This is a genomic window from Pararhodospirillum photometricum DSM 122 (genome assembly GCF_000284415.1).
Lineage (GTDB): Bacteria > Pseudomonadota > Alphaproteobacteria > Rhodospirillales > Rhodospirillaceae > Pararhodospirillum > Pararhodospirillum photometricum.
The window spans coordinates 1,752,845-1,776,051 of sequence record NC_017059.1 but is presented as its reverse complement, the minus strand read 5'-3'; the positions used below and the strand labels follow the sequence as shown (position 1 = coordinate 1,776,051).

Genomic DNA, 23,207 nt, shown 5'->3' with positions numbered 1-23,207 from the left:
ACCTCTTATCTTTTGTCGCCGTCTCCCAGGCGGGCCAGGACAATCTCGCTCAATCCGCTGATCAGGGCTTGGGTGTCCCGGGCGATCAAGGCGCGCAGCAGAGGGTCATCGGTCACCAACGGCGCATCGGGATCGGCGGCGGCAAGCTCCGCCGGCTGGCGACGGCGCATCTCTTCCAAGCTCTCGAGCAGGCTGGCCACCAGGGCCGGGTCGTCGGCCGCCCCGGCCAGCAGGGCGCGCGCCTCGTCCACCCCTTCGCCGGTCGTTGGGGCGGGCGGGCTTTGGGTGGCCAGTTCCACCTTTTCAACCCAGGCCAGACCGCCGCCCAGGCCCAGGGCATGGGCCCGCGCATCGTGGCTGAGGGCCTGGGGGTCGGCCTGGAGCGCGCCGTGCAGGGGGGTTGTCCCCTCCAGCACCACGCGACAAACCAGCATGCGGTCGCTCTCCTCGTTGGTCAGCGCCTGCTCCAGGGCGGCGCGCATACGGTCACCGACTTCGGCCCGGGAGGTCAGGCCATCGACATCCACTCCCACCCGGGCCCAGCGCACCGTCTCGAGCGCCACCGGCTTGGGGTGGGCGTGTCCGTCTTCCACCGTGACCAGCATCACGCCCTTGGGGCCGGTTTCCCGAATGTGCCGCCCCGTGGGGGATGCCGGGGAACACCACGGGGGGATCGGGGTGCACGACCTCGGCTTGATGGACGTGGCCAAGGGCCCAGTAGTTGTAGCCGCGGCCCAGCAGGTCGGCCAGGGTGCACGGGGCGTAGTTCTCGTGCCCGCCGCGTCCGCCCAAGCCCGTGTGCAGCAGGCCAATGTTAAACGCCCCGGGAACTGGCGCCGGGTAGTCGAGGGCCAGATTGGTGGTCACCGCTCGCTCGCGGTAGCTCTGCCCATGCACCACCACGGGCGGCTCGCCCGGGCCCGGGGGCGGCAGGGTCACGCTGGTCGGTCGGCGCGAGGGAAAAATATGCAACCCCGGGGGAAGGGGCAGCTTGTGGGTCAGGCGGCCCTCGGCGTCGTGGTTGCCATGAACCACCAGCGCCGGGATCCCGGCCGCCGCCAGCCGGCCCATCTGTTCGACGAAAAACAAGCCGGTGTTCATGTCGCGCCAGTCGCCGTCGTAGAGGTCTCCGGCCACCAGGACAAAGGCCACCTTCTCGGCCAGCGCCAGATCGACAACGGCGCGGAACGTCTCGCGCGTGGCGCCGCGCACCCGCTCGGCCAAGGTCCCGTCCAGGCCGCTGAGGCCCCGCAAAGGGCTGTCCAGGTGAATGTCGGCGGTATGCAGGAAGCGAAACACGGTGTCCCTCCCCCGGGCGTCCTTCGTTGGGGACGTGACTGTAGCCGGCTCGTCTTGTGGGCTCAAGGCGGCCCGAGCGGGAGTGGTGGGAAGTACACGCAAAAAGATATCTACCACAGATAGAGTGTGCAATGAGGGATAGGAGCAATCAGTCAGAGTTTATATGTTGAAGTAGCCTTTTAGGTCGTGTAACCCTAGGAATGGTTATGGGGTTGATGGTCGTAAAAAGTGTCTCGATCCGGTGGGGTGGAATGATGGGCTGTGGGCTTTCCAGGAAGAGGCGGTGGGGATCATTAGGAGCCGGGGGCTTGGCTCTGGTGGTGGGGACGCTGTTGGTTGTTTCCGGTGGCATGGCACAAGAAAGCCCCCCCGTCTCGGGGCTGTCCGCGGCCTGCTTGCCCAAGGATTGGAACGAGGGCGTGTCGCAGAATCTCGCCCCGTCCCCCTCTTTTTCCCAGGAGCGCCCGCCACGCCAAGTAGATTTGTGGCTGGACGTTTCAGGAAGCATCAAAGGATTTTTACGACCACAAAGCGCAGCTCTGGACCCAAATTTTCCTCTATCCGGAGTTTTGGAGCGTCTTCGTAACTATCTGGTTGTGAGCAATGCGAGCGTCAACTTGGCTTTCTTTGCGCGGGGCATGATCGAGAACGTGGAGCCGGCTTTTTTTATGAGCGCCCGCTTCAGCGATTTCTTTGATCTCCCTGCCGAGGGGCGTCCGGTTGCGCAAACCGTTCCTGTTTCCCCAACGCCGGTCATCACCCGGGCGTTTATTCAAGAGAGCCGACTAGCCGATCCCTTGACCCAGGCTGTGACGCCCGACGATGGGCAAGCCGAGGGCGTTCCTCCCGCCAAAGTCTCGGTGATTGTTACCGACCTGTCGCCCTACGAGCCGGACAGCGCGATTTTGGGGGACGTGGGGGTTTATGTCGAACCGATCCGCGAGATTTTCCAGCAGCCGTCTTGGATGGTCGCGGTGGTGGGGATTCCCAGCCGTTTTGAGGGACGCCTGTTCGACCCCACTCGTCCCCCGCCGGCCGGGCCCAAGCCCAGCAAAGGGAAGCCCCCAGAGAAGAAGGCGATGGGTGACTACGTGAACAGCACGGCATGGTTGCCTTTTTTCTTGGTCGTGGTGGGGCCGGCTCCCGAGGTGCGCTCGACTCTGACGGCCCTAGAACGCGATGTGCTGCCCAAACTTCCCCTCAAGTCGCCCGCTCGCAGGGACGAGAAAAAGGACGACAAAAAAGAGGAGGGGCCGCAGATCGCCCGGTTCGGCGAGCCCATGAACCTGCCCTTCTAACATCAGGGGAGCGCCCCAACGCCTGAACCAAGCGCTCGATTTCGGTTCCCGGCACCGGGGCGCTCCCCTGATGTTAGAAGGGCAGGTTCATGCCTTCGGGCAGCTTGAGGCCGCCGGTCACCTCGGCGATCTTGGCCTTGGCGGCCTGATCGACGCGGGCCTTGGCGTCGGTGAAGGCGGCAACGATCAGGTCCTGGACCATTTCGGCGTCCTCGGGCTTGAGGAGCGACGGATCGAGCTTGAGGGCCTTGAGGTCGCCCTTGCCCGTCAAGGTCAGTTCCACCAGCCCGGCGCCCGAGGTGCCGGTGATCTCCAGGGCCCCCAGGGCCTCTTGAGCCTCGGCCATGCGGCTTTGCATTTGCTGGGCGGCCTTGAGCATCTGACCGATGTTCTTCATGAGTCGTCCTCTGTCGTGAAGGGATCAAAAGCGTCGTGGTCGGCTGATCCAACTGGGGCCTCGTAGGTCACGGCCTCGTCCTCGTCCTCCTCCGGGGCCCGGGTGGTGCGGATGGTCCCCAAGGCGGCGCCGGGAAAGGCGTGCAACAGAGCCTGGATCAGCGGGTGAGCATGGATATCTGCCGTGGTCGTGTCATGCAAGGTCGCCTGACCCGGCTGGTCGCTGACGCTGATCCCCCAACGGCGCCCCGTCCAGCGGGTCAGCAGGGTTCCCACCTGCCCGGCCAGGGTGCGCGGCGCCTGGGGCAGCGGATGGAACTCTAGGACACAGGCCTCGGGATCGTAGCGCACCAGTCGCACGTCGCGGCTCAAGTGGGCGGCTAGAACCACCTCGCGCTTGCTGCGCACCAAGTCCACCAGCCGGGCAAAGGTCTTGGGCACCGCGTCCACCGCCGTGCCACTGACCGCCGCCACCGGAGCGGGCGCAACAGCCTGACTGGCGACCAAGCGCGCCGCCGCCCCACCGCCCAGGGCTCGCGCCCCGCCGCCGCCCCCCCCGCCGCCCGGAGCCGGCGCGGTACCGGCCGAGGGGCCGGACGCGGCAAGACGGCGCAGGGCCTCGTCGGGGGTGGGCAGGTCGGCGCTATAGGCCAGACGGATCAAAGCCATTTCAACGGCGCGCAGGGGCACCGGGGCGGTGCGGGCGTCGTCCAGACCCTTGAGGAGGATCTGCCACGCCCGATTAAGGACAGCCATCGACAAGCGCCCGGCCATGCCGGCGGCGCGCTCGCGCTCGGCCTCGGGCACGGCGGCATCGTCGGTCGAGGCGGGCACGACCTTAACCCGGGTCATCCAGTGGATCAGGTCGAGCAGATCTTGCAAAACCACCAGCGGATCGGCGCCCAGGGCATAGTGCCGGGCGAGCCCTTCCAGAGCGGGGGCGATGCGCCCGGCCAGCAGGTGCTCCAGCAGGTCAAGCACCTGGGCACGGTCGGCGAGGCCTAGCATCTCGGCCACCTGGGCCTCGCTGACCACGCCCGCGGTATGGGCAATGGCTTGGTCGAGCAGGGACAGCCCATCGCGCACCGAGCCATCGGCGGCGCGGGCGATGAGGGCCAGGGCGCCGGCCTCGATGCTGGCGCCTTCGATACCGGCCAGCCGCGCGAAATGCGTGGTGAGCTGCTCGACCCCGACCCGGCGCAGGTCGAAACGCTGGCAGCGCGACAGAACGGTGACCGGCACCTTGCGCAACTCGGTGGTGGCGAAGATGAACTTTACATGGGCGGGCGGCTCTTCCAGCGTCTTGAGCAAGGCGTTGAAGGCCGCCGTCGAGAGCATGTGCACTTCGTCGATGATGTACACCTTGGTCCGGGCCATGGCCGGACGATAGCGCACGCCGTCGAGAATCTCGCGGATATCGTTGACGCCGGTGCGCGACGCCGCGTCCATTTCCAGGACATCGACGTGCCGATCCTCGGCGATGGCGCGGCAATGCTCGCACACGCCGCACGGCGCGATGGTGACGCCCCCAGTGCCGTCCGGCCCCACGCAGTTCAAGGCGCGGGCGATCAAGCGTGCCGTCGTGGTTTTGCCCACGCCACGCACCCCGGTCAACATCCAGGCCTGGGCCAGACGGCCCGACTGAATCGCATTGGTGAGGGTCTGGACCAGGGCATCCTGGCCGATCAGCGCGTCAAACGTCGTGGGACGATACTTGCGCGCCAGAACACGATAAGCCCCGGGATGTTCCAGGGCAGTGCTCTCATCAAGGGAAGTGTCTGTCATGCCGTCGGCCGTTGGCGGCGAGAGGTGGAAGACTGGACGCGACCCGCAACGTCCCACATTGGCTGCTTCCTTCCGGACCTGACCAGGTTTGCGAGGATTACGTCCGCGCCAGCCTTCCGAGGGGGTGTATAGGGGACGGGCGGGGGGCTTGGCAAGAGGTTTTTTTGACGATTTCGTTGCGTCGTGGCAGAGGAGGAGATCCTCGCATCCTCCTGTACCGCTTTGAAAAAGAAGGAAGGCTGGGGAGGCGGCCCTCCCCAGACCCCTCATTCCCTTGGGGGGGAAAGCACGATGAGGCAACGCGACGCTTGTGTGGTATAAGAGGGGGCTTCTGACTCGCATCCTGGAGACCACGGTGACCGATCTTAGTACCCTGACCCTGGAGGGTCTGGCCGACACCTTCGCCCTGTTCGACGACTGGGAGGACCGCTATCGCTATCTCATCGACCTCGGGCGCTCCTTGCCCGAGTTCCCCGAGGCGGCCCGCACCGAAGCGGCCAAGGTTCAGGGCTGCATGAGCCAAGTGTGGCTGGTGCCGGTGGTCCAGCCCGGCCCGCCCAAACGCCTGCATTTTCTCATCGATTCCGATGCCCACATCGTGCGCGGACTGGCGGCGGTGATGGTGGTGCTGTTCTCGGGCAAGACGCCACAGGAGATCTTGGCGGTGGACCCGGACCAAGCCTTGCAGACCCTGGGCCTGGAAAGCCACATCAGCCCCAACCGCCGCAACGGCGTGGCCAGCATGGCCCAGGTCATCAAAAAAGCCGCCCAAGCCGCCCTGGCCTGAGGGGTCTGGGGAGGCCAGCCTCCCCAGCCTTCTTTTTTACCCCTGCAACGGATACACCGCCTCTTCACGATAGTGCGGCGCCTCGTGCCCCAAATGGCTGGAATAGAGCACAAACGCTGGGGCCACAAACCCACCGGCCACCTCCAGACTGTGCCCCTCAATAAACTGCTGCAAGCGCTCCTCGTGCGGCCTCGTCATGCGGGCCAAGGTGACATGCGGGGTAAAGGCCCGAGAGTCGGCCTCCAGCCCGAGGTCGCGTAAGGCAGCATCCACCCGCCCCTTGAGCAGCCCCAACTCGGGCGACGCGGCAACCCCGGCCCACAGAGTATGACGCCGGGCCCCCTTGCCAAACACCCCCAGGCCTTCCAAACGCACCGGCACCGGCGGCGCGCGCAGGGTCTGCAAGGCGGTGTCGATCTCGCGGGCCAGCCCCTCCTCGGTCTCGCCGAGAAAACGCACGGTCAGATGCAAGGAGGCCGGCGGCATCCAGCGCACCCCGGGCATGCCAACCGCCAGCCCCCCCAGGCGCGCCCGCTCCGCGTCGGGCAAACCCAGGCCGATGAACAGGCGAATCACGGCTGCTGTCCTTCCACCAACTTTTCGGCCAGGGGCAGCAGGCGCGCGACCATGACGTCCACACCGGCCGGATTAGGATGGATACCGTCGCTCAGGTTAAGGGCGGGCACCCCGGCCACGCCCTCCAGAAAAAACGGATCGAACAACACCTGATGCTTGGCGGCCAGGGCGGGATAAATGGCGTTGAAGGCCTCGGCATAGTCGCGGCCCATGTTGGGCGGCGCCTGCATGCCGGCCAGCAGCACTTTCTTGCCGGCGCCCTTGAGACGGGTGACCAGGGTGTCCAGGTTGGCGCGGGTGCGCTCGGGATCAAGGCCGCGCAGGCCATCGTTGGCGCCCAGTTCCACAATCACGGCATCGGGACGGTCGCTGAGTGTCCAGTCGAGCCGGGCCAAGCCGCCCGCTGTGGTATCGCCGGATACGCCGGCATTGAGCACCCGCACCTGATGGCCCCGGGCCCGCAAGGCGGCTTCCAAACGGGCGGGAAAGGCCTCCTCGGCGGCGATGTTGTAGCCGGCAACCAAGCTGTCGCCGAGCACGGCGACCACCACCGGGGCGGTTTCGGTGGCCCGGGCCGAGCCGATGGCCAGGGCCAGCAGCAAGACCCCCACATTGATGACGCGCCCGGCCGCCCCATATCGGGAGGACCCCTGCCGTCGGGGCGGGCGCAACCAGGAAAGGACAGGCATGAACGGCTCTCCCCATGCGGATTCGGCCCTCGTGCTGGACCAGATTCATTTGAGCCTGAAAGGTCCGGCCGGCGAGGTCAACATTTTGCGGGGCCTCTCGCTCACGGTCTCGGCCGGCCAGAGCGTTGGCGTCGTTGGACCCAGCGGCTCGGGCAAAACCTCGCTGCTGATGGTCATCGCCGGCCTGGAGCGGCCCAGCCAGGGACGCGTGGTCCTGGCCGGCCGCGACCTGTCGGCCCTGTCCGAGGATGCCCTGGCCCGGGTGCGGCGCGACAGCGTGGGCATTGTCTTCCAGTCCTTCCACCTGATCCCCTCGATGAGCGCGCTGGAGAACGTGGCGGTGCCGCTGGAACTGGCCGGGCGGCGCGATGCCTTTGCCGTGGCGCGCGAGACCTTGGCGGCCGTGGGCCTGGATCACCGCCTTGACCATCGCCCGGGCCAGTTGTCGGGCGGCGAGCAGCAGCGTGTGGCCTTGGCCCGGGCCTTTGCGGTCCAGCCCCGGGTCTTGCTGGCCGACGAGCCGACCGGCAACCTGGATGGCGAGACGGGCCAACGCATCCTCGACCTGATTTTTTCCCTGAAGGCGCGCTTTGGCACCACCTTGATCCTCGTCACCCATGACCTGGGCCTAGCCCGGGCCTGCGAGCGGGTGGTCGCCTTGCGCGATGGCGTGATCGTGGACGACCACCTTGTCAGCCCGGACGCCCCCGCCCCGGCCTGGGCAGCCCTCTTCCCGGGACCTCGCCTATTTCGAAGGCACGCCGTGACCGAGGGGCCGTGGGGACGGCCCCCCTCCCCCAGCCTTCCCCTTTCCCCTCCCCCCGCTTGCCCAGGGAAAACCGCATGACCGTTCTAGACTCTCGTTCGGCCCGCTTCGACCAAGCCCGCGCCCGGGGCTACGACGACACCGTGGCCCGCGCCCTGCCCGGCTATGGGCTGGTCCATGACATCGCCGCCACCGTCACTCACCCGATAGCCCTGCCGGATTGAGCACGGCCATCTCGGGCACCGTCCCTCCCGTGATCACGGCCCGCTCCCCCTCGACCCGCACCCGGCCCTCGGCCAGCAGGCGCAAGGCCAACGGATAGGCTTGGTGCTCCAAGGCCAGCACCCGCCGCCCCAGAGTGTCCGGGGTGTCGTCGGGATGCACGGCCAGGGCCGCCTGGACCAGCAAGGGCCCGGCGTCCATGTCGGCGCGCACCAAGTGAACCGAACAGCCGTGAAAACGCACCCCCGCCGCCAGCGCCCGCTCGTGGGTATCGAGCCCCTTGAAAGACGGCAGCAAGGAAGGGTGAATGTTGACCAGACGATCGCGCCAATGCTCGACAAAGCCCGGGGTCAGCAGACGCATGAAGCCGGCGAGACAGACGAGATCGACGCCCTGCGCCTCCAGGTGGCCGGTCAGGGCCGCCTCGAAGGCCTCTCGGCCGGGAAAGGCCTTGTGGTCGAACACATGGGCCGGAATGTCCGCCTGCCGGGCCTTGTCGAGACCGGCCGCGTCGGGCCGGTTCGACACCACGGTAACGATCCGCGCGGGAAAGGCGGGATCGGCACAGGCATTGATCAGGGCTTCCATGTTGGAGCCCCGACCACTGATGAGAACCCCGACCCGGGCGCTCACCCGAAAGCCTCCGCCAGACGGTCGATGACCACGGCCGGATCCTCGGGGGCACGCGCCTCCACCCGACCCAGGTCGAACACGGCCTCGCCCTCGGCCTCCAAGACGGCACGGGCCTGGGCCACGGCGTCGGCCGGCACCACCACCACCATGCCGATGCCGCAGTTGAAGGTGCGGGCCATCTCGTGCGGGGCAATACCGCCCTGACGGGCCAGCCAGCCGAACACGGGCGGCATGGTCCAGGCCCCCGCGTCCAGGTGAACGGCGCAGGTGTCGGGCAGCACGCGCGGGATGTTCTCCCAGAAGCCGCCGCCGGTGATGTGGGCGAAGGCATGCACCAGCCCGGCCCGATGCAGGGCGAGGCAGGCGCGCACATAGATGCGGGTCGGCTCCAAGAGAGCGTCGGCCAAGGGACGCTCCGGGGCGAAGGGCGCCGGATCCTCCCAGCCCAGGCCGGCGTGCTCGACCACGCGGCGCACCAGCGAAAAGCCGTTGGAGTGCACCCCTGAACTGGCGAGCCCCAGCAGACGATCGCCCGGCGCCACGGCCCCCCCGGTCAGCAGGTTGGCCCGCTCGACCGCCCCGACCGCGAATCCGGCCAGATCGTAGTCGCCGGCTTTGTAGAGCCCTGGCATTTCGGCGGTCTCGCCGCCAACCAGGGCACACCCGGCGTCGCGGCAGCCCGCGGCGATGCCCTTGACCACGGCGGCGGCGACGGGCACCTCCAAACGGCCGGTGGCGTAGTAGTCAAGGAAGAGCAACGGCTCGGCCCCTTGAACCACCAGATCGTTGACACACATGGCGACAAGATCAATACCCACGGTATCATGCCGCCCCGAGTCGAGGGCGATCTTGAGCTTGGTGCCGACACCATCGGTGGCGGTGACCAGCAGCGGGTCGCGGTAGCCGGCAGCGGCAAGATCAAAGACAGCCCCGAACCCGCCCAGGGCCCCATCGGCCCCCGCGCGCGCCGTGGCCGCCGTATAAGGTTTGATCGCTTGCACAAGGGCATTGCCGCTGTCTATGTCAACACCGGCATCCTTGTAGGTCAGGCCGGACGCCTGAGCGCCGGCATCGTGATGGGAAGTGGAAATGGCAGCCTCGTTGATCGCGTTGATCCCGATGATCCCGGGCCTTCGACCCGGACGGCGCCGGACCGCCGACCCCCGGCGTCCTTGGACCATAGCGCATGCGTCGCGCTTTGCAATCCCGCGGGTCCTTTCTGCCCTGGTTCTCGGGCCGATAACCGTGGCGGGAGGCGTTTTTCCGCTGGCCCTGGGGGGGACGGCCGCCCTGGTGAGCCCCGCGCTGGCCCGCGAGCCCTACACGGCGCCGCCGATCCCGGTGGACGTCAGTGCCGACAGCCCGGCGGCCGCGCGCCAAAAAGCCATCGACGAGGGGCAGGTGAAAGCCCTGCGYGCCTTGCTGCAATCCATGGTGCCGGCCGGGGATCAGGCCCGCCTGCCCCCGGTGGACGCGGCGCGGGCCGATGCCATGGTGGTGGACTTCAGCCTGGATAACGAACGCACCACGGCCAAGCGCTATCTCGCTACCATAACCGTGCGCTTCAACGCCGCCAAAGTAGACCAGTTGCTGAGCCAAACCGGCGTTGCCCGGGTGCGCCCGCGCGAAACCCCAGTGCTGATTTTGCCGGTCTATCAGGCCGCCCCCTCGGCGGCGCCTTTGCTGTGGGAGGACACCAACCCCTGGGGCGCCACCTGGGCGCATGCAACCGGCCTCAAGGAAGGGCTGGTGCCGCTGGTCCTGGCCCTGGGCGACATTGAGGACGTGGGGATCATCGACGGCAAGCGGGCGCTTGGTGGCGATAAAACCGCCGCAAGCCGGCTGGCGGCGCGCAACGGCGCCCCCGATGCGGTCATCGTCCACGTGCAAGGCGCGCCGGAAACCGGCCTTACCGTCACCTTGCGCGGCGTGGGGGTCTTCACCGACCTCAAGCCCTTTACCGTGGCGGCGGGTCCCAAGGCCTTCGAAACCGCCCTTGCCAAGGTCCGCACGACCTTGGAGGAAAGCTGGAAGACCCTGAGCACCCAACCCGCCCCCCCCTCCGGGGGCGGTCATGCCCGAGATTCGGCTGGTCGATCTCCGGCGCAACCCGCCGCAAAAGTGGACCCCCGCCGTCGAGGGCGCCCAGCGGGAAACCGCTTGGCTTAGTCCCCCTCTGGTCAGTGCCGTGCGCGACACCCTGGCCGCCGGCGAGCAGGTTTTGTTGTATCTGAACCGGCGCGGGTATGCGCCCTTGACCCTGTGCCGCCACTGCGGCCATCGGCTGGCCTGCCCGCGCTGTACCGCGTGGCTGGTCGAGCACCGCGAGGCCGGACGGCTGCGCTGTCATCATTGTGGGTTTCAACGGCCCTTACCGCCGACCTGTCCCGCCTGCGGCGCCGAGGACGCCCTGGTGGCCTGTGGTCCCGGGGTCGAGCGGGTGGCCATCGAGGCCCGTCACCGTTTTCCCGAGGCAAGGCTGCTGCTGGCGGCCAGCGACACCATCACGACCCCGGCCGAGGCCGCCCGGTTGGCCCAGCAGATTGGCGACAACGAGGTCAACTTGATCGTTGGCACCCAGATCATGGCCAAAGGCCACCACTTCCCCTTGCTGACCTTGGTGGGGGTCGTGGACGGGGACTTGGGACTGGGGGGAGGCGATCCCCGGGCGGCGGAGCGCACCCATCAAATGCTTCATCAGGTGGCCGGCCGGGCGGGGCGGGCCGAGCGCCCGGGGCGGGTGTTGTTGCAGACCACCGACCCCGAGCATCCGGTGATGGTGGCTCTGGCCAGTGGCGATGCCGCCTTGTTCCTGGAAGCCGAGTCCCGCGAGCGCGAGGACCTGGGGATGCCTCCCTTCGGCCGGCTGGTGGCCCTGATCGTTTCTGGTGAGGATCCTGGGGAGGTGCGCGCGGTTGCTGCCGCCCTGGGGCGCGCCGCGCCCACGGCTCGGGGCGTGTCGATTCTCGGCCCGGTGCCGGCGCCGCTGGCCTTGTTGCGTGGCCGGCACCGTCATCGGCTGCTTCTCAAGGCACCTCGCGACGTTCGCGTGCAGCCTTTGGTGGCGTCTTGGCTCGCGTCCGTCTCGATGAGCTCCCGGGTGAAGGTTCAGGTGGACGTGGACCCCGTTTCCTTTTTATAGTCCCGCCCCAAGGATTAAGGGCGTGTCGCTTCCTGGGGGGGGAGCACTGATCCCATGCCGACCGGACCCGACCTCAAGGGGTTCCGAGAGCTGCCCGCTTGTGTTGCAAGCGGGGGAGGTCTGTGCTAATCAACCCGACGCCCTTTGGGGTCAAACGCCTCGCGAGGGGTGTCAATCCAMAAAAATCAAAGGGTTGCGCCGCCCGGCGCACCGCGTTCGAACGACTGTCGTGAGGCTATCGCACGTGTCATCCGAATTGGCTGGAGTAACAGGAGTGGCCGACCGCTATGCGGCTGCCCTCTATGAACTGGCAGAGGAGCGAGGCGCGCTGGACGTCGTGTCCGCCGACCTCGCCACCTTGCAAGCCCTGCTGGACGCCAGCGCCGAGCTGCGTCGGGTGATCGCGAGCCCGGTCGTGGGGCGGGAGGCGCAGCGCAAGGCGCTCGACGCGCTTGTCCAGGCCGCGGGCCTGTCCGAGCTCACGCGCAATTTCGTCGGGCTGGTCAGCTCGAACCGGCGGGCCTTCGCGCTTGCCGCTATGATCAAGGCCTTCCAGGCTCGCCAGGCCCGGGCTCGGGGCGAGGTCACGGCTCACGTGGCCACCGCGACCCCGCTCTCGGCCGACCAGGCCGCCGCCCTGGAGGCCGCTCTCAAGAAAGCCGTGGGGACGGTAAACGTCGCGGCGACGGTCGATCCGTCGTTGCTGGGCGGCATGGTCGTGCGCATCGGGTCGCGCATGATCGACAGTTCCCTGCGCACTAAGCTGAAACGGTTGCACTTCGCCATGAAAGGGGTTGGGTGATGGAAATCCGCGCCGCGGAGATCTCCGCGATCCTCAAGGAGCAGATCGCCAATTTTGGAACCGAGGCCGAATCCGCCGAGGTGGGTCAGGTTCTGGCGGTCGGCGACGGCATCGCCCGCGCCTGGGGCCTGGATGCGGTCCAGGCCGGTGAGATGGTCGAGTTCGACAACGGGGTGAAGGGCATGGCCCTCAACCTCGAGGCCGACAACGTCGGCATCGTGATCTTCGGCGACGACCGAGGCATCAAGGAAGGCTCGATCGTCAAGCGCACCAAGTCCATCGTGGACGTGCCGGTGGGCAAGGGCCTGCTGGGCCGCGTCGTTGATGGTCTGGGCCAGCCGATCGACGGCAAGGGCGATCTGACCGATGTCAAGCGCACCCGCGCCGAGGTCAAGGCCCCCGGGATCATTCCGCGCCAGTCGGTGTTCGAGCCGGTGCAGACCGGCATCAAGGCCATCGACAGCCTGATCCCCATTGGCCGAGGCCAGCGCGAGCTGATCATCGGTGACCGCCAGACCGGTAAGACCGCCCTGATTCTCGACACCATCTTGAATCAGAAGCCGGTCAACGACAAGGCGAAGAACGACAGCGAAAAGCTGTTTTGCATCTACGTGGCCGTGGGTCAGAAGCGCTCCTCGGTGGCCCAGGTCGTCAAGACCCTGGCCGAGCACGGCGCCCTTGACTACACCATCGTGGTTGCCGCCACCGCGTCCGAGCCGGCGCCGTTGCAGTTCATGGCGCCCTACACCGGCTGCGCCATGGGTGAATTCTTCCGCGATAACGGCATGCACTGCGTCATCTTCTATGATGACCTGTCCAAGCAGGCCGTTGCCTACCGTCAGATGTCGCTGCTGCTGCGTCGTCCGCCCGGCCGCGAAGCCTTCCCCGGCGACGTGTTCTATCTCCACTCGCGCCTGCTGGAACGCGCCGCGAAGCTTAATGCCGACAACGGCTCGGGCTCGCTGACCGCGCTGCCGGTCATTGAGACCCAGGCTAACGACGTGGCCGCCTACATTCCGACCAACGTGATCTCGATCACCGACGGTCAGATTTTCCTGGAGACCGAGCTGTTCTTCAAGGGCATCCGCCCGGCCGTGAACGTGGGTCTGTCGGTGTCGCGCGTCGGCTCCGCTGCCCAGATCAAGGCCATGAAGAAGGTTGCGGGCACCATCAAGCTGGAACTGGCTCAGTACCGCGAAATGGCTGCCTTCGCCCAGTTTGCTTCGGATCTGGATCCGGCCACCCAGAAGCTGCTGGCCCGCGGCGCCCGCCTGACCGAGCTGCTTAAGCAGCCCCAGTACTCGCCGCTCAAGGTCGAGGAACAGGTCTGCGTGATCTACGCCGGCACCAAGGGCTACGTGGATGCGGTCAAGCTGACGGACGTCACCCGCTACGAGGCCCAGCTCCTGTCCGAGTTGCGCACCGCCGGGGCCGACATCCTCGACGCCATCCGCACCGAGAAGGCTCTGTCGTCGGAGACGGAAGACAAGCTGGTCCGGTTCCTGGGCGACTTCGGCAAGAAGTTTGCTTGAAGCCCGGCGTCCCCGTGAAGCGATCAGCGAAAGGCTCGTAGCCGATGGCCAGTCTTAAGGACCTAAGGGCCCGGATCTCCTCGGTCAAGTCCACGCGCAAGATCACGTCGGCCATGAAGATGGTCGCCGCCTCGCGCCTGCGACGGGCCCAGGATGCCGCCGAGGCCGCCCGCCCCTATGCCCAGCGCATGGAGCGGATGTTGTCCAATCTTGCGGCGTCGGTTGCCGGTCAGGCGGGGGCTAACCCCCTCCTGGCCGGGACCGGCAAGGACACCGTCCACCTTCTGGTGGTGATGACGGCGAACCGGGGCCTGTGCGGCGGGTTCAATGCCTCGGTCGTCCGGGCCGCCCGCCACAAGGCCCTGGAATTGCAAGGCCAGGGCAAGACGGTGAAGTTCCTGTGCGTCGGGCGCAAAGGCCGCGACGCGCTCAAGCGGGACTTTCCCAACGATATCCTTGCCACCTTCGAGGAGCAGGGCTCCAAGGGCATCACCTACGGCGAAGCCGACAAGGTGGCCCAGGATGTCCTGAAGCGCTTTGAGGCCGGCGAGTTCGACGTCTGCACCCTGATTTACAACCGGTTCCGTTCGGCCATCTCCCAGGTCGTGACCTTGCAGCAGGTGGTGCCCTTCGCGCCGCCGCCCGCCGGAAACGACAACGCCCACGCCGACGACGCCGGGCGGGCGCTGTACGAATACGAACCCTCCGAAGAGGCCATTCTGGCCGACCTGCTGCCCAAGTGCGTCGGCATCCAGGTCTTCCGGGGCCTTCTCGAAAGCTTCGCCTCCGAGCAGGGCGCGCGCATGACGGCGATGGATAACGCCACGCGCAATGCCGGCGAAATGATCAAGAAGTTGACCCTGACCTACAACCGCACCAGACAGGCGCAGATCACCAAGGAGCTGATCGAGATCATCTCCGGTGCCGAGGCCCTCTAAACGATTTCAGGAGCAGTATTCATGGCTAGGAAGACCACCGGAGCGATTACCCAAGTCAAGGGTGCGGTCGTCGATGTCCGGTTCGAGGGCGAGCTTCCGCCCATCCTCTCGGCGCTGGAGACCACTAACAACGGCACCCGTCTGGTGCTGGAAGTGGCGCAGCATCTGGGCCAAAGCGTCGTGCGTACCATCGCCATGGACAGCACCGACGGCCTGACCCGTGGCCAGCCGGTCGAAGCGACCGGTCAGCCCATCGCCGTGCCCGTGGGCCCCGGCGTGCTGGGCCGCATCATGAACGTCATCGGCGAGCCGATCGACAATCGCGGCCCCGTGGACGCCAAGAAGACCCTGCCGATCCACCGCAGCGCGCCTGAGTTCATCGACCAGTCCACCGACACCGAAATCCTGGTCACGGGCATCAAGGTCATCGACCTGCTGGCTCCGTATACCAAGGGCGGCAAGGTCGGCCTGTTCGGCGGCGCCGGCGTGGGCAAGACCGTGTTGATCATGGAACTGATCAACAACATCGCCAAGGGCCACGGCGGTTACTCCGTGTTCGCCGGCGTTGGCGAGCGCACCCGCGAAGGCAACGACCTCTATCACGAAATGATCGAGTCGGGCGTTATTGACCTCGAAGGCAATAACTCCAAGGCCGCTCTGGTCTACGGCCAGATGAACGAGCCCCCCGGCGCCCGTGCCCGCGTCGCCCTGTCCGGCCTGACCCAGGCCGAGTACTTCCGCGACGAAGAAGGCCAGGACGTGCTGTTCTTCGTGGACAACATCTTCCGCTTCACCCAGGCCGGCTCGGAAGTGTCGGCGCTGCTGGGCCGCATTCCTTCGGCCGTGGGCTATCAGCCGACCCTCGCCACCGACATGGGTGCCCTCCAGGAGCGCATCACCTCCACCAAGAAGGGCTCGATCACCTCGGTGCAGGCCATTTACGTGCCTGCTGACGACTTGACCGACCCGGCGCCTGCCACCTCGTTTGCCCACCTCGACGCCACCACGGTGCTCAACCGTGCCATCGCCGAACTCGGCATCTATCCCGCCGTGGATCCTCTGGATTCCACCTCGCGTGCCCTGGATCCGAACGTCGTTGGCGCCGAGCACTACAAGGTGGCCCGCGAAGTCCAGCGTATCCTCCAGACCTACAAGTCGCTCCAGGACATCATCGCCATTCTCGGCATGGACGAACTGTCGGAAGAGGACAAGCTGGTCGTGGCTCGCGCCCGTAAGATCCAGCGCTTCTTGTCCCAGCCCTTCCATGTGGCCGAAGTCTTCACCGGCTCGCCCGGCAAGCTGGTCAGCCTGGAAGATACCGTGCAGGGCTTCAAGGGTCTGGTCGAAGGCGAGTACGACCACCTGCCCGAGCAGGCCTTCTACATGGTCGGCGGCATGGCCGAGGCCATCGAAAAGGCCAAGAAGATGGCGGCCGAAGCCGCGTGATCCTCTTAACGACCGGAGCGGGAGGCGCCTTTCATGGCCGAAACCACGGAGTTTGAACTGGTGTCGCCCGGACGGCTTTTGCTGTCCGAGCCGGTGGAAATGGCCGTCGTGCCGGGCACGGAGGGCGACTTTGGCGCCATGCCGCGTCACGCCCCGATGCTTTCCACCGTTCGCCCCGGGGTCATCAGCATCCACAACGGGGGCAAGGTCACGCGCCGTCTGTTCATCGCCGGCGGGTTCGCCGAGGTGACGGCCGAGCGCTGCACCATCCTTGCCGATGAGGCCATTGATCTGGCCGACCTGACCCCCGCTGCGGTGCAAGAGCGGCTTCAGGCCGCCGATGACCTGGTCAAAGAGGCCCGTACCGAGGATGAAAAGCGCGCCGCCGAGCGTGCCCGCTTCCTCGCCCAGGCCTTGGCCGAGGCCGCGCGCGGGTAATCCCCGCGCCGGTTCCTCCTGGGATGAACGCCGCAGAGTTGGTAATGGCCGCCTTGGTGGCCGTGTTCTATCTTCTGCCGCGCGCGATAGTAAAGGCCGCCCTGCGTTTGATCAGGGCGGCCTTTGCGCTGCGGCGGTCTTAACGGAATGAGGGGGCTGGGGAGGCGAGCCTCCCTGGCCTTCTTTTTACGGCAGGGGACGCTGGCGCAGCATGGGGTCACGGGCCCGCACCGACGACGGTGACCCGGTGATCTCCCGAACCGCGACCTGTTCGGCCGCAATGGCATCGCGCACCGCCTGAAAGGCGTGCTCCAACTCCTCGATCTGCTCGCGCAAGCCCTTCAGTTCCTCCGTGTCCTCGCGGGACGKGGGCTGACGGTTGGTGCAGACCGCCAGGGTCTGGGCCAGATAGCGGGCGCGCAGCAGGGCCAGATGGCGCGCCATGTCCATGACTTCGTCGGCGCCAATATCGCCCACGAAGCGCTCCAGAGCGGAGCGGGTCTGATCCTCCAACTCCGTGGTCATCAAGCGGGTAAACTGGGTGGCGGTCCGGCAGTCGAGGGTGGCACTCATCCGACCGGGGCTCCGCGGGGCAGCGGTGTTATCCAAGGACTCCCCTCCTGCGACCGACCGGGACGACCCAGTGTCCCGGGCCGTTCCAGAAGAGCCAAAGGTGGGTTCACGACGTTCACGGATCATTCGAGGTTTTCAATGTCTGAGGGAAGCTGGTCCATCTTGGCCAACAGGTAATCCAGGTCATCGTTTTCAAACGACACCCCAAGATCGCCATACTGGGTCAAGATGCGTTCGATCATGCGGCGCGCGTAGCGGGCCCGATCGTTTTCCCGGCCATCGTACTCCGTTTCCCCAGCGACGGTCACGGCGGCCAGCATGGCGGGGAAAAATTTGTCGGGCAGACCGGCCCGACGATAAATGCCCTGGAAACCCAGGTTGCCGCTATCGTGGATCAACATGCGGGCATTGACCACAGGGATCCCCGAGCGCTGGGCCAGGGAGTACTCAAAGAACTTGATATCCCCCATGCATAGGGCGCGTACGATGATCGAGGGCGTCAGGCGCTTGCGCTCGGCCAGTTGCTGCACCAGCCGCTCAACCTCTTCCTCGCTGCTGTCGATGGAGTAGGAGAGGGTGGCTTTTTCCCGGCCGGCCAGGATGATGTTGGCGGCCAAATTGGGATCGAGATCGTGACGCGACACGAGGGCGGCGCGCATGTTCTCCGAAACCTTGTCCACCAACTTTTCCGCGACGGTGGCGGGGAGGCGCGGCCGATCGATCAGGGGTTTGGCGACGCGCTCCGAAGAGCCGAATCGTTCAACCGCTTTTTCCAAGGAGGCATCATTGACCCGGGCGCCGGCATTGGCCACCAAGGTGGCGACCACCGACTCGCCCCCCACCTGCACCAGAACCTCGGACAGCTCCTCCGAGACTTCCTTGCGCCGAGCAATGGCTTCCATCTTGGAATCCGTATGCGAGCGCACAATCTCTAGAAGGTCCTGGTCACTGAGCACAGTGGAATATTCGAGAATGGGCAAGGCTACCTCATCGACATCGCCAGCCAAGGTGCAGGCCAGATCGTGGGGTAGCAGCGGAGTTTCCTTGAGGTTCGAGGACAGGGCCTTGCGCACCTGGACCTCGACATCGCGGGCGAAGAGGCGGAAAATTTCCTCCGCCATCATTCGTTCGGCCGGAGACAAGCTCTCGCCTTCAAACTGTCGGGCGAGCTTTTCGGCGGTGTGGGCCCGATTGATCCCAGACGGATCGGTTAGAAGACGATTGACGTCGTCGGCGGTGAGTCTGCTCTCGGCCATATGTGGGTCACCATTGGCGGTTCATCGGTGAAATACGGTAGCCCCTCCTGAATACATACCGCCAAATGCCCTGCCGACGCAACGAAGGCGGGCCAGAGCAGGGCGAGAAAAAGCCTTTTATTCCCGCACGACCAGAACGGAACACGAGGCACGACGGACAACCCGGGCCGCGCGTGGCCCGGGTAACAGGCGACCTAGATCCGTCCCCTTGCCGCCAATCACGATAAGATCCGCTTTGACCTGCTCGGCCATGCGCAACACCGCCTCGTCTCCCTGACCTTCCACCACCATATTCTGGACCGGAATGTCTTCAGGCACGGCGGTGTCGGTGCGCTGCTTTAAGGTCGCCAAAAGGGTGTTTGCGACGTTGCGTTCCATGGCACCGGGAAAAAACTCTCCCACCACGCTCGACCCAAAGGACGATACGACGGTCAGGATATGCAACCGCGCTCCCGTCAAGCGCGCCAGGGACACCGCGCGGGGCAAGGTCACAGTCCAGTCGCTGGGCGTGTCGAGATCGACCGGGACCAAAATATGGCTGTACATGCAAACGCTCCTTGACCGGGGGAGAGCAGGGGGAAACTCAGCGGATCAGGCCCGCCTCCTTGTAATAGGTTTGGGCGCCGGGGTGCAAAGGGGCGGTAAGGCCCACCGCCACCATCTCTTCGCGCCGCAGGGGCGCCAGGACAGGATGCAACTGACGGAAATCGTCAAAGTTATCAAACACGGCTTTCACCAAGGCGTATACCACCGTGTCCGGGGTGGCGCTGGTGGTGACCAAGGTTGCACGCAGGCCCAAGGTGGGCACCTCGGCCTTCGCCCCAGGGTACAGGCCCCCGGGAATGCTGGCCGCTCCCAGGAACGGTTGGCGCTGCGTGAGCGCGCGCACGGTCTCCTCCTCCACGGGGAGGAGGCGGAGTACACACCGCCCCATGGCGTCCTTGAGGGCCCCATTGGGATGGGCCACGGTCAGAAGAACCGCGTCGGCCTTGTTGTCACACAGGGTCTGGGGGTCGGGCGGTTGATCCTGGATGTCCGCCGGGCTAAATCCCTCCAGCGTTCGCCCGCGGGCCGCCAGCAAGGCCTCGGCCGCCAGCCGTCCCGGCGAGCCCGCCGGCCCCAGGGCGAGACGTTTCCCCTTCAGATCCTCGAATCGCTCCGCCGACACGCCCCCTCGGACCACAATTGCCACCGGCTCGGCATGCAGGCTGAACACCGCGCGCAGGGTCTCAAACGCTCCGCGTTCCGTCAGGGGCGGCGCTCCCTCATGGGCCAGATACTGCCAGTCTGACTGGACAATGGCAAAACCAACCTCGCCGGCCCGCATAGCCTCCAGGTTGTCCAGCGAGCCCCCGCTCGGGGCGACCAAGCAGTGAAGGCCATGGGTCGCCCGCGCCAGATTCACCAAGCGGCAGATGGCTCCCCCCACGGGAAAGTAAGCCCCCGTCACCGACCCCGTGGCGATGCTCGCCAAAGAGGCCCCCGAAAACGGACGTGGCGGGGGCGGGGGCGGGGCAGCCCAGGCCCCGACGCTTATTAGGGCAGCCAACAGGCCCAGGGCGGCGGGGAGAGTGTGCGCATAACGCGATAAACGTGGGGGCATTTTCTCTCTTTCGTCGGCGCCGGGCGGCCCCCCGGGGGCTCGGTCAGAGGGGGGTGGGGTCCATGTCGGGGGAAGGAAGAGTTTTCTCAAGAGGCGAAGGGACTTTCCGGCTTTCACCCGTTGCCTGGGCCTTGTACCCTCCGCGCCCGAAGGCTTTCCCCTGTTTGACCGACACCGGAGTCAGCGATGAATCTCAAGGATCTGTGGCGTATCTTGGCGTTGTGCTGGGCGGCAAGCGGGGGCAGCTCGGCCGCCAGGGCCTCCAGGCGGGGGGCGTGCTCGGCCGCCGCCGGGGCCAGGGCGGCGTGCCATGCGGGATCGGGGGTGCCGTCGGGGCCCAGGATCACGCCGCCAAACGAGCAGACGGCTTCGGGGCCCAGGGGCAGGCGCACCCGCCGCAGGGCACTGACGGCGCGGCCGGTGACCGGGATCACCCGCGCCCCCTCGTGCAGCCAAGCCCACAACGCGGCCTGGGAGTCGCTTTGGAAGGAGCGCGGGGCTCCGGTCGCGTCGAGGGCGGCGACCCGGGTGGCCCCGGGGTTCTTGCGTCGAGTCTGGAACAAGGTGTCGTCCAGATCGACCAGGATCAGGCGCTTCATGGCCCGTCGTCCTCCAGGGGGGGGAAGTGCAGGGCGCGGGCCTTCAGATCCGCGAGCAAGGACGCCTGGGCCGTGTGGGGGGGCGTCTCATAGCCAACCAGGATCCGGTCGTAGGCCTCGGGCTGCACGCCATAGAGATAATTCGGGATTTGGTCTTCGTAGGCGTCGGGAAACTCACGCACGCTGGGGAGGGTCGGCCCCACCAGAATGGGCGAGCGCGTTGTGGCTTGAAAATCGACCCTCGCTCCTTGCGCGGCCAAATGCCGGGCCAGCAAGGAAGGGGGATAAACGAACTCGCCGGTGCCCAGCACCAAAATCCTCTCCCCCGGCCGTGCCGTTTCGGCCACAAGGGCGGCGGGCAGCCGACGCGGCCGGCGCAAGCCCAGACGCGCCCCGCCCGTCCCCAGAAGGTGGTCCTTCAAGCAGCCCGTCCCCACCACATTGGGCAGGGCTGGCGGTGGGGCACCGTTGGGGGTGAAGGAGAAGCGTCCCTCCAGCAACGAGATCGCCGACACCTCGATGGGGGCCAAGGTGTCGCGCAGCCGGTCGCGGGCCTCGGGGCTTCGCCAGTCGGTCAGGGTGACGACCACCACCCGGGCCAGCGCCGGCATGTGCGGGCGGCAGGCTTCGACCAGCGCGGCGAAGGTCGCGCCCGTCGAGGCCTCGTCGTCGATCAACACCAGAGTTTGGGTAGCCGCCAGCACCGCCCGATCCGCCACCCGGGCCGGCTGGTAAAGGAGGTGGTCAATGGCGTGGCTGTGGCGCTCCTCAAAGGTCAGCAACACCGGCGCCGACAGGCGGTAGCGGGTGGAGGGCAAGAACAGGGCATCCGTGCGGCCGCTGGTGGTCAGCCACGCACTAAACACGCCTTCGCCCAGGCCGACCGCCGTTTCGGCCATGGCCAGAAACGTGACAGGCCCCGGCACAGCGGGGTCAAGGAGCGCCGCCAGGGCGGCTTCGGTCTCGGCCATGACCCGGGGATCGGTGGGCACATGACGGCCCAACACCCGGCTCACAAACAAGAAGGGGCGGCGAGGGTTGCGCCGGCTGGCAAACCCGCACAAGGCCTCCAAGGGGAGGGAGGCCCGGGTGACGGCGACTTCCAGAACCCCATGCGCCAGGGGGATGGCGTGGTTCACGTCCACCTCTGTGTTGTTCCTGCCCAAAGGGTGAGCCGATGGCGTGTCTCTATGGGAAAAGAAAAAAGGGGGCCTGGGGCATCGCCCCAGAAAAAAACGGGCGTTCGCCCGATGTCTTCCCCCAAGTCTTTGGGGATGAGACAAGAAAAAGGCCGGGGAGGCGCGCCTCCCCAGACCCCTCGTTTCGTGGGTCCCCGGCCTTTGGCCTTACTGGACCTTGGGGGCGAGGCTGCCCGAGGCATAGCGCTTGGCCATCTCGGCCAACGGCACCGGCTTGATCTTGCTCGCCATGCCGACCGCTCCGAACTGCTCGTAACGCTCGCGGCACACCTTCTCCATGGCGTCCATTGAGGGCTTCAGGTACTTACGCGGGTCGAACTCGGCCTTGTTCTCGGCAAAGACCTTGCGGATCGCCCCGGTGATGGCCATGCGGCAATCGGTGTCGATGTTCACCTTGCGCACGCCGTGCTTGATGCCCTCGACGATTTCCTCGACCGGCACGCCGAAGGTCTGGGGCATCTCACCGCCGTACTGGTTGATGATGTCCTGGAGCTCCTGCGGCACGCTCGAGGAGCCGTGCATCACCAAGTGGGTGCCGGGCAGGCGGGCATGAATCGCCTTGACCACGTTCATGGCCAGAATGTCGCCGGTGGGCTTGCGGGTGAACTTGTAGGCGCCGTGGCTGGTGCCAATGGCCACCGCCAAGGCGTCCACCTGGGTGCGCGCCACGAAGTCGGCCGCCTGATCCGGGTCGGTCAGGAGCTGGGAGTGATCGAGCGTGCCCTCGAAGCCGTGGCCGTCCTCCTTTTCGCCGGCGCCGGTCTCCAGCGAGCCCAGGCAGCCCAGTTCTCCTTCCACCGACACGCCCACCAAGTGGGCGCATTCCGCCACCTTGCCGGTCACGGTACAGTTGTACTCATAGGTTGCCGGGGTCTTGGCGTCGGTTTCCAAGGAGCCGTCCATCATCACCGAGGTGAAGTTGGCGCTGATGGCCGACAAGCAGGTGCCCAGCGAGTTGCCATGGTCTTGGTGCATGCACACGGGGATGTCGGGATACATCTCCGCCACCGCCTGGATCATGTGTTTGATCATGATATCGCCGGCATAGGAGCGAGCGCCGCGGCTGGCCTGGAGAATGACCGGGCTGTCGGTCTTCTTGGCCGCGTTCATGATCGACAGGACCTGCTCCATGTTGTTCACGTTGAACGCAGGCATGCCGTACTCATACTCGGCGGCGTGGTCGAGAAGCTGGCGCAGGGAAATCAAGGCCATCGGGACGTCTCCTTGG

Annotated in this window: 25 protein-coding genes, 1 other RNA gene and 1 pseudogene; 11 read left to right on the top strand and 16 right to left on the bottom strand. The window is 66.5% G+C overall.

Annotation, left to right across the window (positions count from 1 at the left end; translation table 11 throughout):
* Positions 1-5: 5 nt before the first annotated feature.
* A complete protein-coding gene (locus tag RSPPHO_RS20510; RefSeq protein WP_197535634.1) occupies positions 6-527 on the bottom strand; it encodes a hypothetical protein in 522 nt (173 codons plus the stop codon).
* Complete coding sequence (locus RSPPHO_RS20505; RefSeq protein WP_197535633.1) at positions 487-1,299, bottom strand: metallophosphoesterase family protein; 813 nt, start codon at positions 1,297-1,299, stop codon at positions 487-489. Before RSPPHO_RS20505 ends, RSPPHO_RS20510 begins: the two co-directional genes overlap by 41 nt.
* 569 nt (positions 1,300-1,868) lie before the next feature.
* On the opposite strand from RSPPHO_RS20505, the gene RSPPHO_RS07870 reads away from it, so the two are divergent.
* Positions 1,869-2,597, top strand: a complete 729-nt coding sequence (locus RSPPHO_RS07870; RefSeq protein WP_041794748.1) for a hypothetical protein — start codon at positions 1,869-1,871, stop codon at positions 2,595-2,597.
* A gap of 73 nt (positions 2,598-2,670) precedes the next feature.
* Here RSPPHO_RS07870 and RSPPHO_RS07865 read toward each other — a convergent pair whose 3' ends face one another.
* The 3 genes from RSPPHO_RS07865 to ffs all read right to left on the bottom strand — a co-directional run bounded on the left by RSPPHO_RS07865 (position 2,671) and on the right by ffs (position 4,897).
* A complete protein-coding gene (locus tag RSPPHO_RS07865) occupies positions 2,671-2,994 on the bottom strand; it encodes a YbaB/EbfC family nucleoid-associated protein (RefSeq protein ID WP_014414737.1) in 324 nt (107 codons plus the stop codon).
* Positions 2,991-4,778 (bottom strand): DNA polymerase III subunit gamma/tau, encoded by a 1,788-nt coding sequence (locus RSPPHO_RS07860; protein ID WP_041794747.1) that lies wholly within the window; start codon positions 4,776-4,778, stop codon positions 2,991-2,993. The genes RSPPHO_RS07865 and RSPPHO_RS07860 overlap by 4 nt, the downstream gene beginning before the upstream one ends.
* Before the next feature lie 22 nt (positions 4,779-4,800).
* Positions 4,801-4,897: signal recognition particle sRNA small type (ffs, locus tag RSPPHO_RS18345), an RNA gene on the bottom strand.
* Positions 4,898-5,133: 236 nt separating this feature from the next.
* On the opposite strand from ffs, the gene RSPPHO_RS07855 reads away from it, so the two are divergent.
* On the top strand, positions 5,134-5,565 hold the full coding sequence (locus RSPPHO_RS07855; RefSeq protein WP_041794746.1) for a SufE family protein: 432 nt from the start codon (positions 5,134-5,136) through the stop codon (positions 5,563-5,565).
* Positions 5,566-5,601: 36 nt separating this feature from the next.
* On the opposite strand, the gene thpR is transcribed toward RSPPHO_RS07855, so the two are convergent.
* Complete coding sequence (gene thpR, locus RSPPHO_RS07850) at positions 5,602-6,141, bottom strand: RNA 2',3'-cyclic phosphodiesterase (protein ID WP_014414734.1); 540 nt, start codon at positions 6,139-6,141, stop codon at positions 5,602-5,604.
* Positions 6,138-6,830 carry an arylesterase gene (locus tag RSPPHO_RS07845; protein ID WP_014414733.1) on the bottom strand — a complete coding sequence of 231 codons (693 nt, stop codon included), beginning with the start codon at positions 6,828-6,830 and terminating at the stop codon, positions 6,138-6,140. Before RSPPHO_RS07845 ends, thpR begins: the two co-directional genes overlap by 4 nt.
* Here RSPPHO_RS07845 and RSPPHO_RS07840 point away from each other — a divergent pair.
* Positions 6,829-7,677 carry an ATP-binding cassette domain-containing protein gene (locus RSPPHO_RS07840; protein ID WP_081581684.1) on the top strand — a complete coding sequence of 283 codons (849 nt, stop codon included), beginning with the start codon at positions 6,829-6,831 and terminating at the stop codon, positions 7,675-7,677. The two genes, RSPPHO_RS07845 and RSPPHO_RS07840, sit on opposite strands and share 2 nt — an antisense overlap.
* Positions 7,674-7,820, top strand: a complete 147-nt coding sequence (locus tag RSPPHO_RS19825; protein WP_157879138.1) for a hypothetical protein — start codon at positions 7,674-7,676, stop codon at positions 7,818-7,820. The genes RSPPHO_RS07840 and RSPPHO_RS19825 overlap by 4 nt, the downstream gene beginning before the upstream one ends.
* Here RSPPHO_RS19825 and purN read toward each other — a convergent pair.
* Both purN and purM read right to left on the bottom strand, forming a co-directional pair.
* Complete coding sequence (purN, locus tag RSPPHO_RS07835) at positions 7,792-8,451, bottom strand: phosphoribosylglycinamide formyltransferase (protein WP_041794745.1); 660 nt, start codon at positions 8,449-8,451, stop codon at positions 7,792-7,794. The two genes, RSPPHO_RS19825 and purN, sit on opposite strands and share 29 nt — an antisense overlap.
* Complete coding sequence (gene purM / locus RSPPHO_RS07830) at positions 8,448-9,632, bottom strand: phosphoribosylformylglycinamidine cyclo-ligase (RefSeq protein WP_014414731.1); 1,185 nt, start codon at positions 9,630-9,632, stop codon at positions 8,448-8,450. Before purM ends, purN begins: the two co-directional genes overlap by 4 nt.
* On the opposite strand from purM, the gene RSPPHO_RS07825 reads away from it, so the two are divergent.
* From RSPPHO_RS07825 to RSPPHO_RS07795, 7 genes and pseudogenes are all read left to right on the top strand, one after another.
* On the top strand, positions 9,541-10,620 hold the full coding sequence (locus RSPPHO_RS07825; RefSeq protein WP_339325404.1) for a DUF2066 domain-containing protein: 1,080 nt from the start codon (positions 9,541-9,543) through the stop codon (positions 10,618-10,620). The two genes, purM and RSPPHO_RS07825, sit on opposite strands and share 92 nt — an antisense overlap.
* Positions 10,517-11,593: pseudogene (gene priA / locus RSPPHO_RS07820) on the top strand (replication restart helicase PriA); the annotation flags it as partial. The gene RSPPHO_RS07825 and the pseudogene priA, both read left to right, overlap by 104 nt.
* A 244-nt stretch (positions 11,594-11,837) precedes the next feature.
* Entirely contained in the window at positions 11,838-12,395 is a 558-nt protein-coding gene (locus tag RSPPHO_RS07815) for a F0F1 ATP synthase subunit delta (RefSeq protein ID WP_041794744.1), read from the top strand.
* Entirely contained in the window at positions 12,395-13,927 is a 1,533-nt protein-coding gene (gene atpA, locus RSPPHO_RS07810) for a F0F1 ATP synthase subunit alpha (RefSeq protein ID WP_041794743.1), read from the top strand. Before RSPPHO_RS07815 ends, atpA begins: the two co-directional genes overlap by 1 nt.
* 44 nt (positions 13,928-13,971) lie before the next feature.
* Entirely contained in the window at positions 13,972-14,865 is an 894-nt protein-coding gene (locus RSPPHO_RS07805) for a F0F1 ATP synthase subunit gamma (protein ID WP_014414727.1), read from the top strand.
* Positions 14,866-14,886: 21 nt separating this feature from the next.
* Positions 14,887-16,311 carry a F0F1 ATP synthase subunit beta gene (atpD, locus tag RSPPHO_RS07800; RefSeq protein ID WP_014414726.1) on the top strand — a complete coding sequence of 475 codons (1,425 nt, stop codon included), beginning with the start codon at positions 14,887-14,889 and terminating at the stop codon, positions 16,309-16,311.
* 33 nt (positions 16,312-16,344) lie between these two features.
* Positions 16,345-16,749: a F0F1 ATP synthase subunit epsilon gene (locus RSPPHO_RS07795; protein ID WP_014414725.1), complete on the top strand. Its 405-nt coding sequence runs from the start codon at positions 16,345-16,347 to the stop codon at positions 16,747-16,749.
* A 186-nt stretch (positions 16,750-16,935) separates the two neighbouring features.
* Here RSPPHO_RS07795 and RSPPHO_RS07790 read toward each other — a convergent pair whose 3' ends face one another.
* The 7 genes from RSPPHO_RS07790 to fba all read right to left on the bottom strand — a co-directional run bounded on the left by RSPPHO_RS07790 (position 16,936) and on the right by fba (position 23,191).
* On the bottom strand, positions 16,936-17,322 hold the full coding sequence (locus RSPPHO_RS07790) for a hypothetical protein (RefSeq protein WP_051013754.1): 387 nt from the start codon (positions 17,320-17,322) through the stop codon (positions 16,936-16,938).
* Between the two features lie 122 nt (positions 17,323-17,444).
* On the bottom strand, positions 17,445-18,578 hold the full coding sequence (spbR, locus tag RSPPHO_RS07785) for a SpbR family protein (RefSeq protein WP_014414723.1): 1,134 nt from the start codon (positions 18,576-18,578) through the stop codon (positions 17,445-17,447).
* A gap of 117 nt (positions 18,579-18,695) precedes the next feature.
* Positions 18,696-19,124 carry a universal stress protein gene (locus RSPPHO_RS07780; protein ID WP_014414722.1) on the bottom strand — a complete coding sequence of 143 codons (429 nt, stop codon included), beginning with the start codon at positions 19,122-19,124 and terminating at the stop codon, positions 18,696-18,698.
* A 37-nt stretch (positions 19,125-19,161) separates the two neighbouring features.
* Positions 19,162-20,181: a TAXI family TRAP transporter solute-binding subunit gene (locus RSPPHO_RS07775; protein WP_041794742.1), complete on the bottom strand. Its 1,020-nt coding sequence runs from the start codon at positions 20,179-20,181 to the stop codon at positions 19,162-19,164.
* Positions 20,182-20,294: 113 nt separating this feature from the next.
* Entirely contained in the window at positions 20,295-20,780 is a 486-nt protein-coding gene (locus RSPPHO_RS17715; RefSeq protein WP_051013753.1) for an HAD family hydrolase, read from the bottom strand.
* Positions 20,777-21,919 (bottom strand): phosphoribosyltransferase domain-containing protein, encoded by a 1,143-nt coding sequence (locus tag RSPPHO_RS07765; protein ID WP_242390604.1) that lies wholly within the window; start codon positions 21,917-21,919, stop codon positions 20,777-20,779. The genes RSPPHO_RS17715 and RSPPHO_RS07765 overlap by 4 nt, the downstream gene beginning before the upstream one ends.
* 207 nt (positions 21,920-22,126) lie before the next feature.
* A complete protein-coding gene (gene fba, locus RSPPHO_RS07760) occupies positions 22,127-23,191 on the bottom strand; it encodes a class II fructose-bisphosphate aldolase (protein ID WP_041794740.1) in 1,065 nt (354 codons plus the stop codon).
* Positions 23,192-23,207 lie beyond the last annotated feature (16 nt).

Bases quoted from the DNA above. Each gene is read 5' to 3' on its own strand.
- RSPPHO_RS17715 (WP_051013753.1), bottom strand. From the start codon at position 20,780: ATGAAGCGCCTGATCCTGGTCGATCTGGACGACACCTTGTTCCAGACT.
- atpA (WP_041794743.1), top strand. From the start codon at position 12,395: ATGGAAATCCGCGCCGCGGAGATCTCCGCGATCCTCAAGGAGCAGATC.
- RSPPHO_RS07805 (WP_014414727.1), top strand. From the start codon at position 13,972: ATGGCCAGTCTTAAGGACCTAAGGGCCCGGATCTCCTCGGTCAAGTCC.
- RSPPHO_RS07865 (WP_014414737.1), bottom strand. From the start codon at position 2,994: ATGAAGAACATCGGTCAGATGCTCAAGGCCGCCCAGCAAATGCAAAGC.
- fba (WP_041794740.1), bottom strand. From the start codon at position 23,191: ATGGCCTTGATTTCCCTGCGCCAGCTTCTCGACCACGCCGCCGAGTAT.
- purM (WP_014414731.1), bottom strand. From the start codon at position 9,632: ATGGTCCAAGGACGCCGGGGGTCGGCGGTCCGGCGCCGTCCGGGTCGA.
- RSPPHO_RS19825 (WP_157879138.1), top strand. From the start codon at position 7,674: ATGACCGTTCTAGACTCTCGTTCGGCCCGCTTCGACCAAGCCCGCGCC.
- RSPPHO_RS07780 (WP_014414722.1), bottom strand. From the start codon at position 19,124: ATGTACAGCCATATTTTGGTCCCGGTCGATCTCGACACGCCCAGCGAC.
- atpD (WP_014414726.1), top strand. From the start codon at position 14,887: ATGGCTAGGAAGACCACCGGAGCGATTACCCAAGTCAAGGGTGCGGTC.
- RSPPHO_RS07775 (WP_041794742.1), bottom strand. From the start codon at position 20,181: ATGCCCCCACGTTTATCGCGTTATGCGCACACTCTCCCCGCCGCCCTG.
- RSPPHO_RS07840 (WP_081581684.1), top strand. From the start codon at position 6,829: ATGAACGGCTCTCCCCATGCGGATTCGGCCCTCGTGCTGGACCAGATT.
- RSPPHO_RS07860 (WP_041794747.1), bottom strand. From the start codon at position 4,778: ATGACAGACACTTCCCTTGATGAGAGCACTGCCCTGGAACATCCCGGG.
- spbR (WP_014414723.1), bottom strand. From the start codon at position 18,578: ATGGCCGAGAGCAGACTCACCGCCGACGACGTCAATCGTCTTCTAACC.
- RSPPHO_RS07795 (WP_014414725.1), top strand. From the start codon at position 16,345: ATGGCCGAAACCACGGAGTTTGAACTGGTGTCGCCCGGACGGCTTTTG.
- RSPPHO_RS07845 (WP_014414733.1), bottom strand. From the start codon at position 6,830: ATGCCTGTCCTTTCCTGGTTGCGCCCGCCCCGACGGCAGGGGTCCTCC.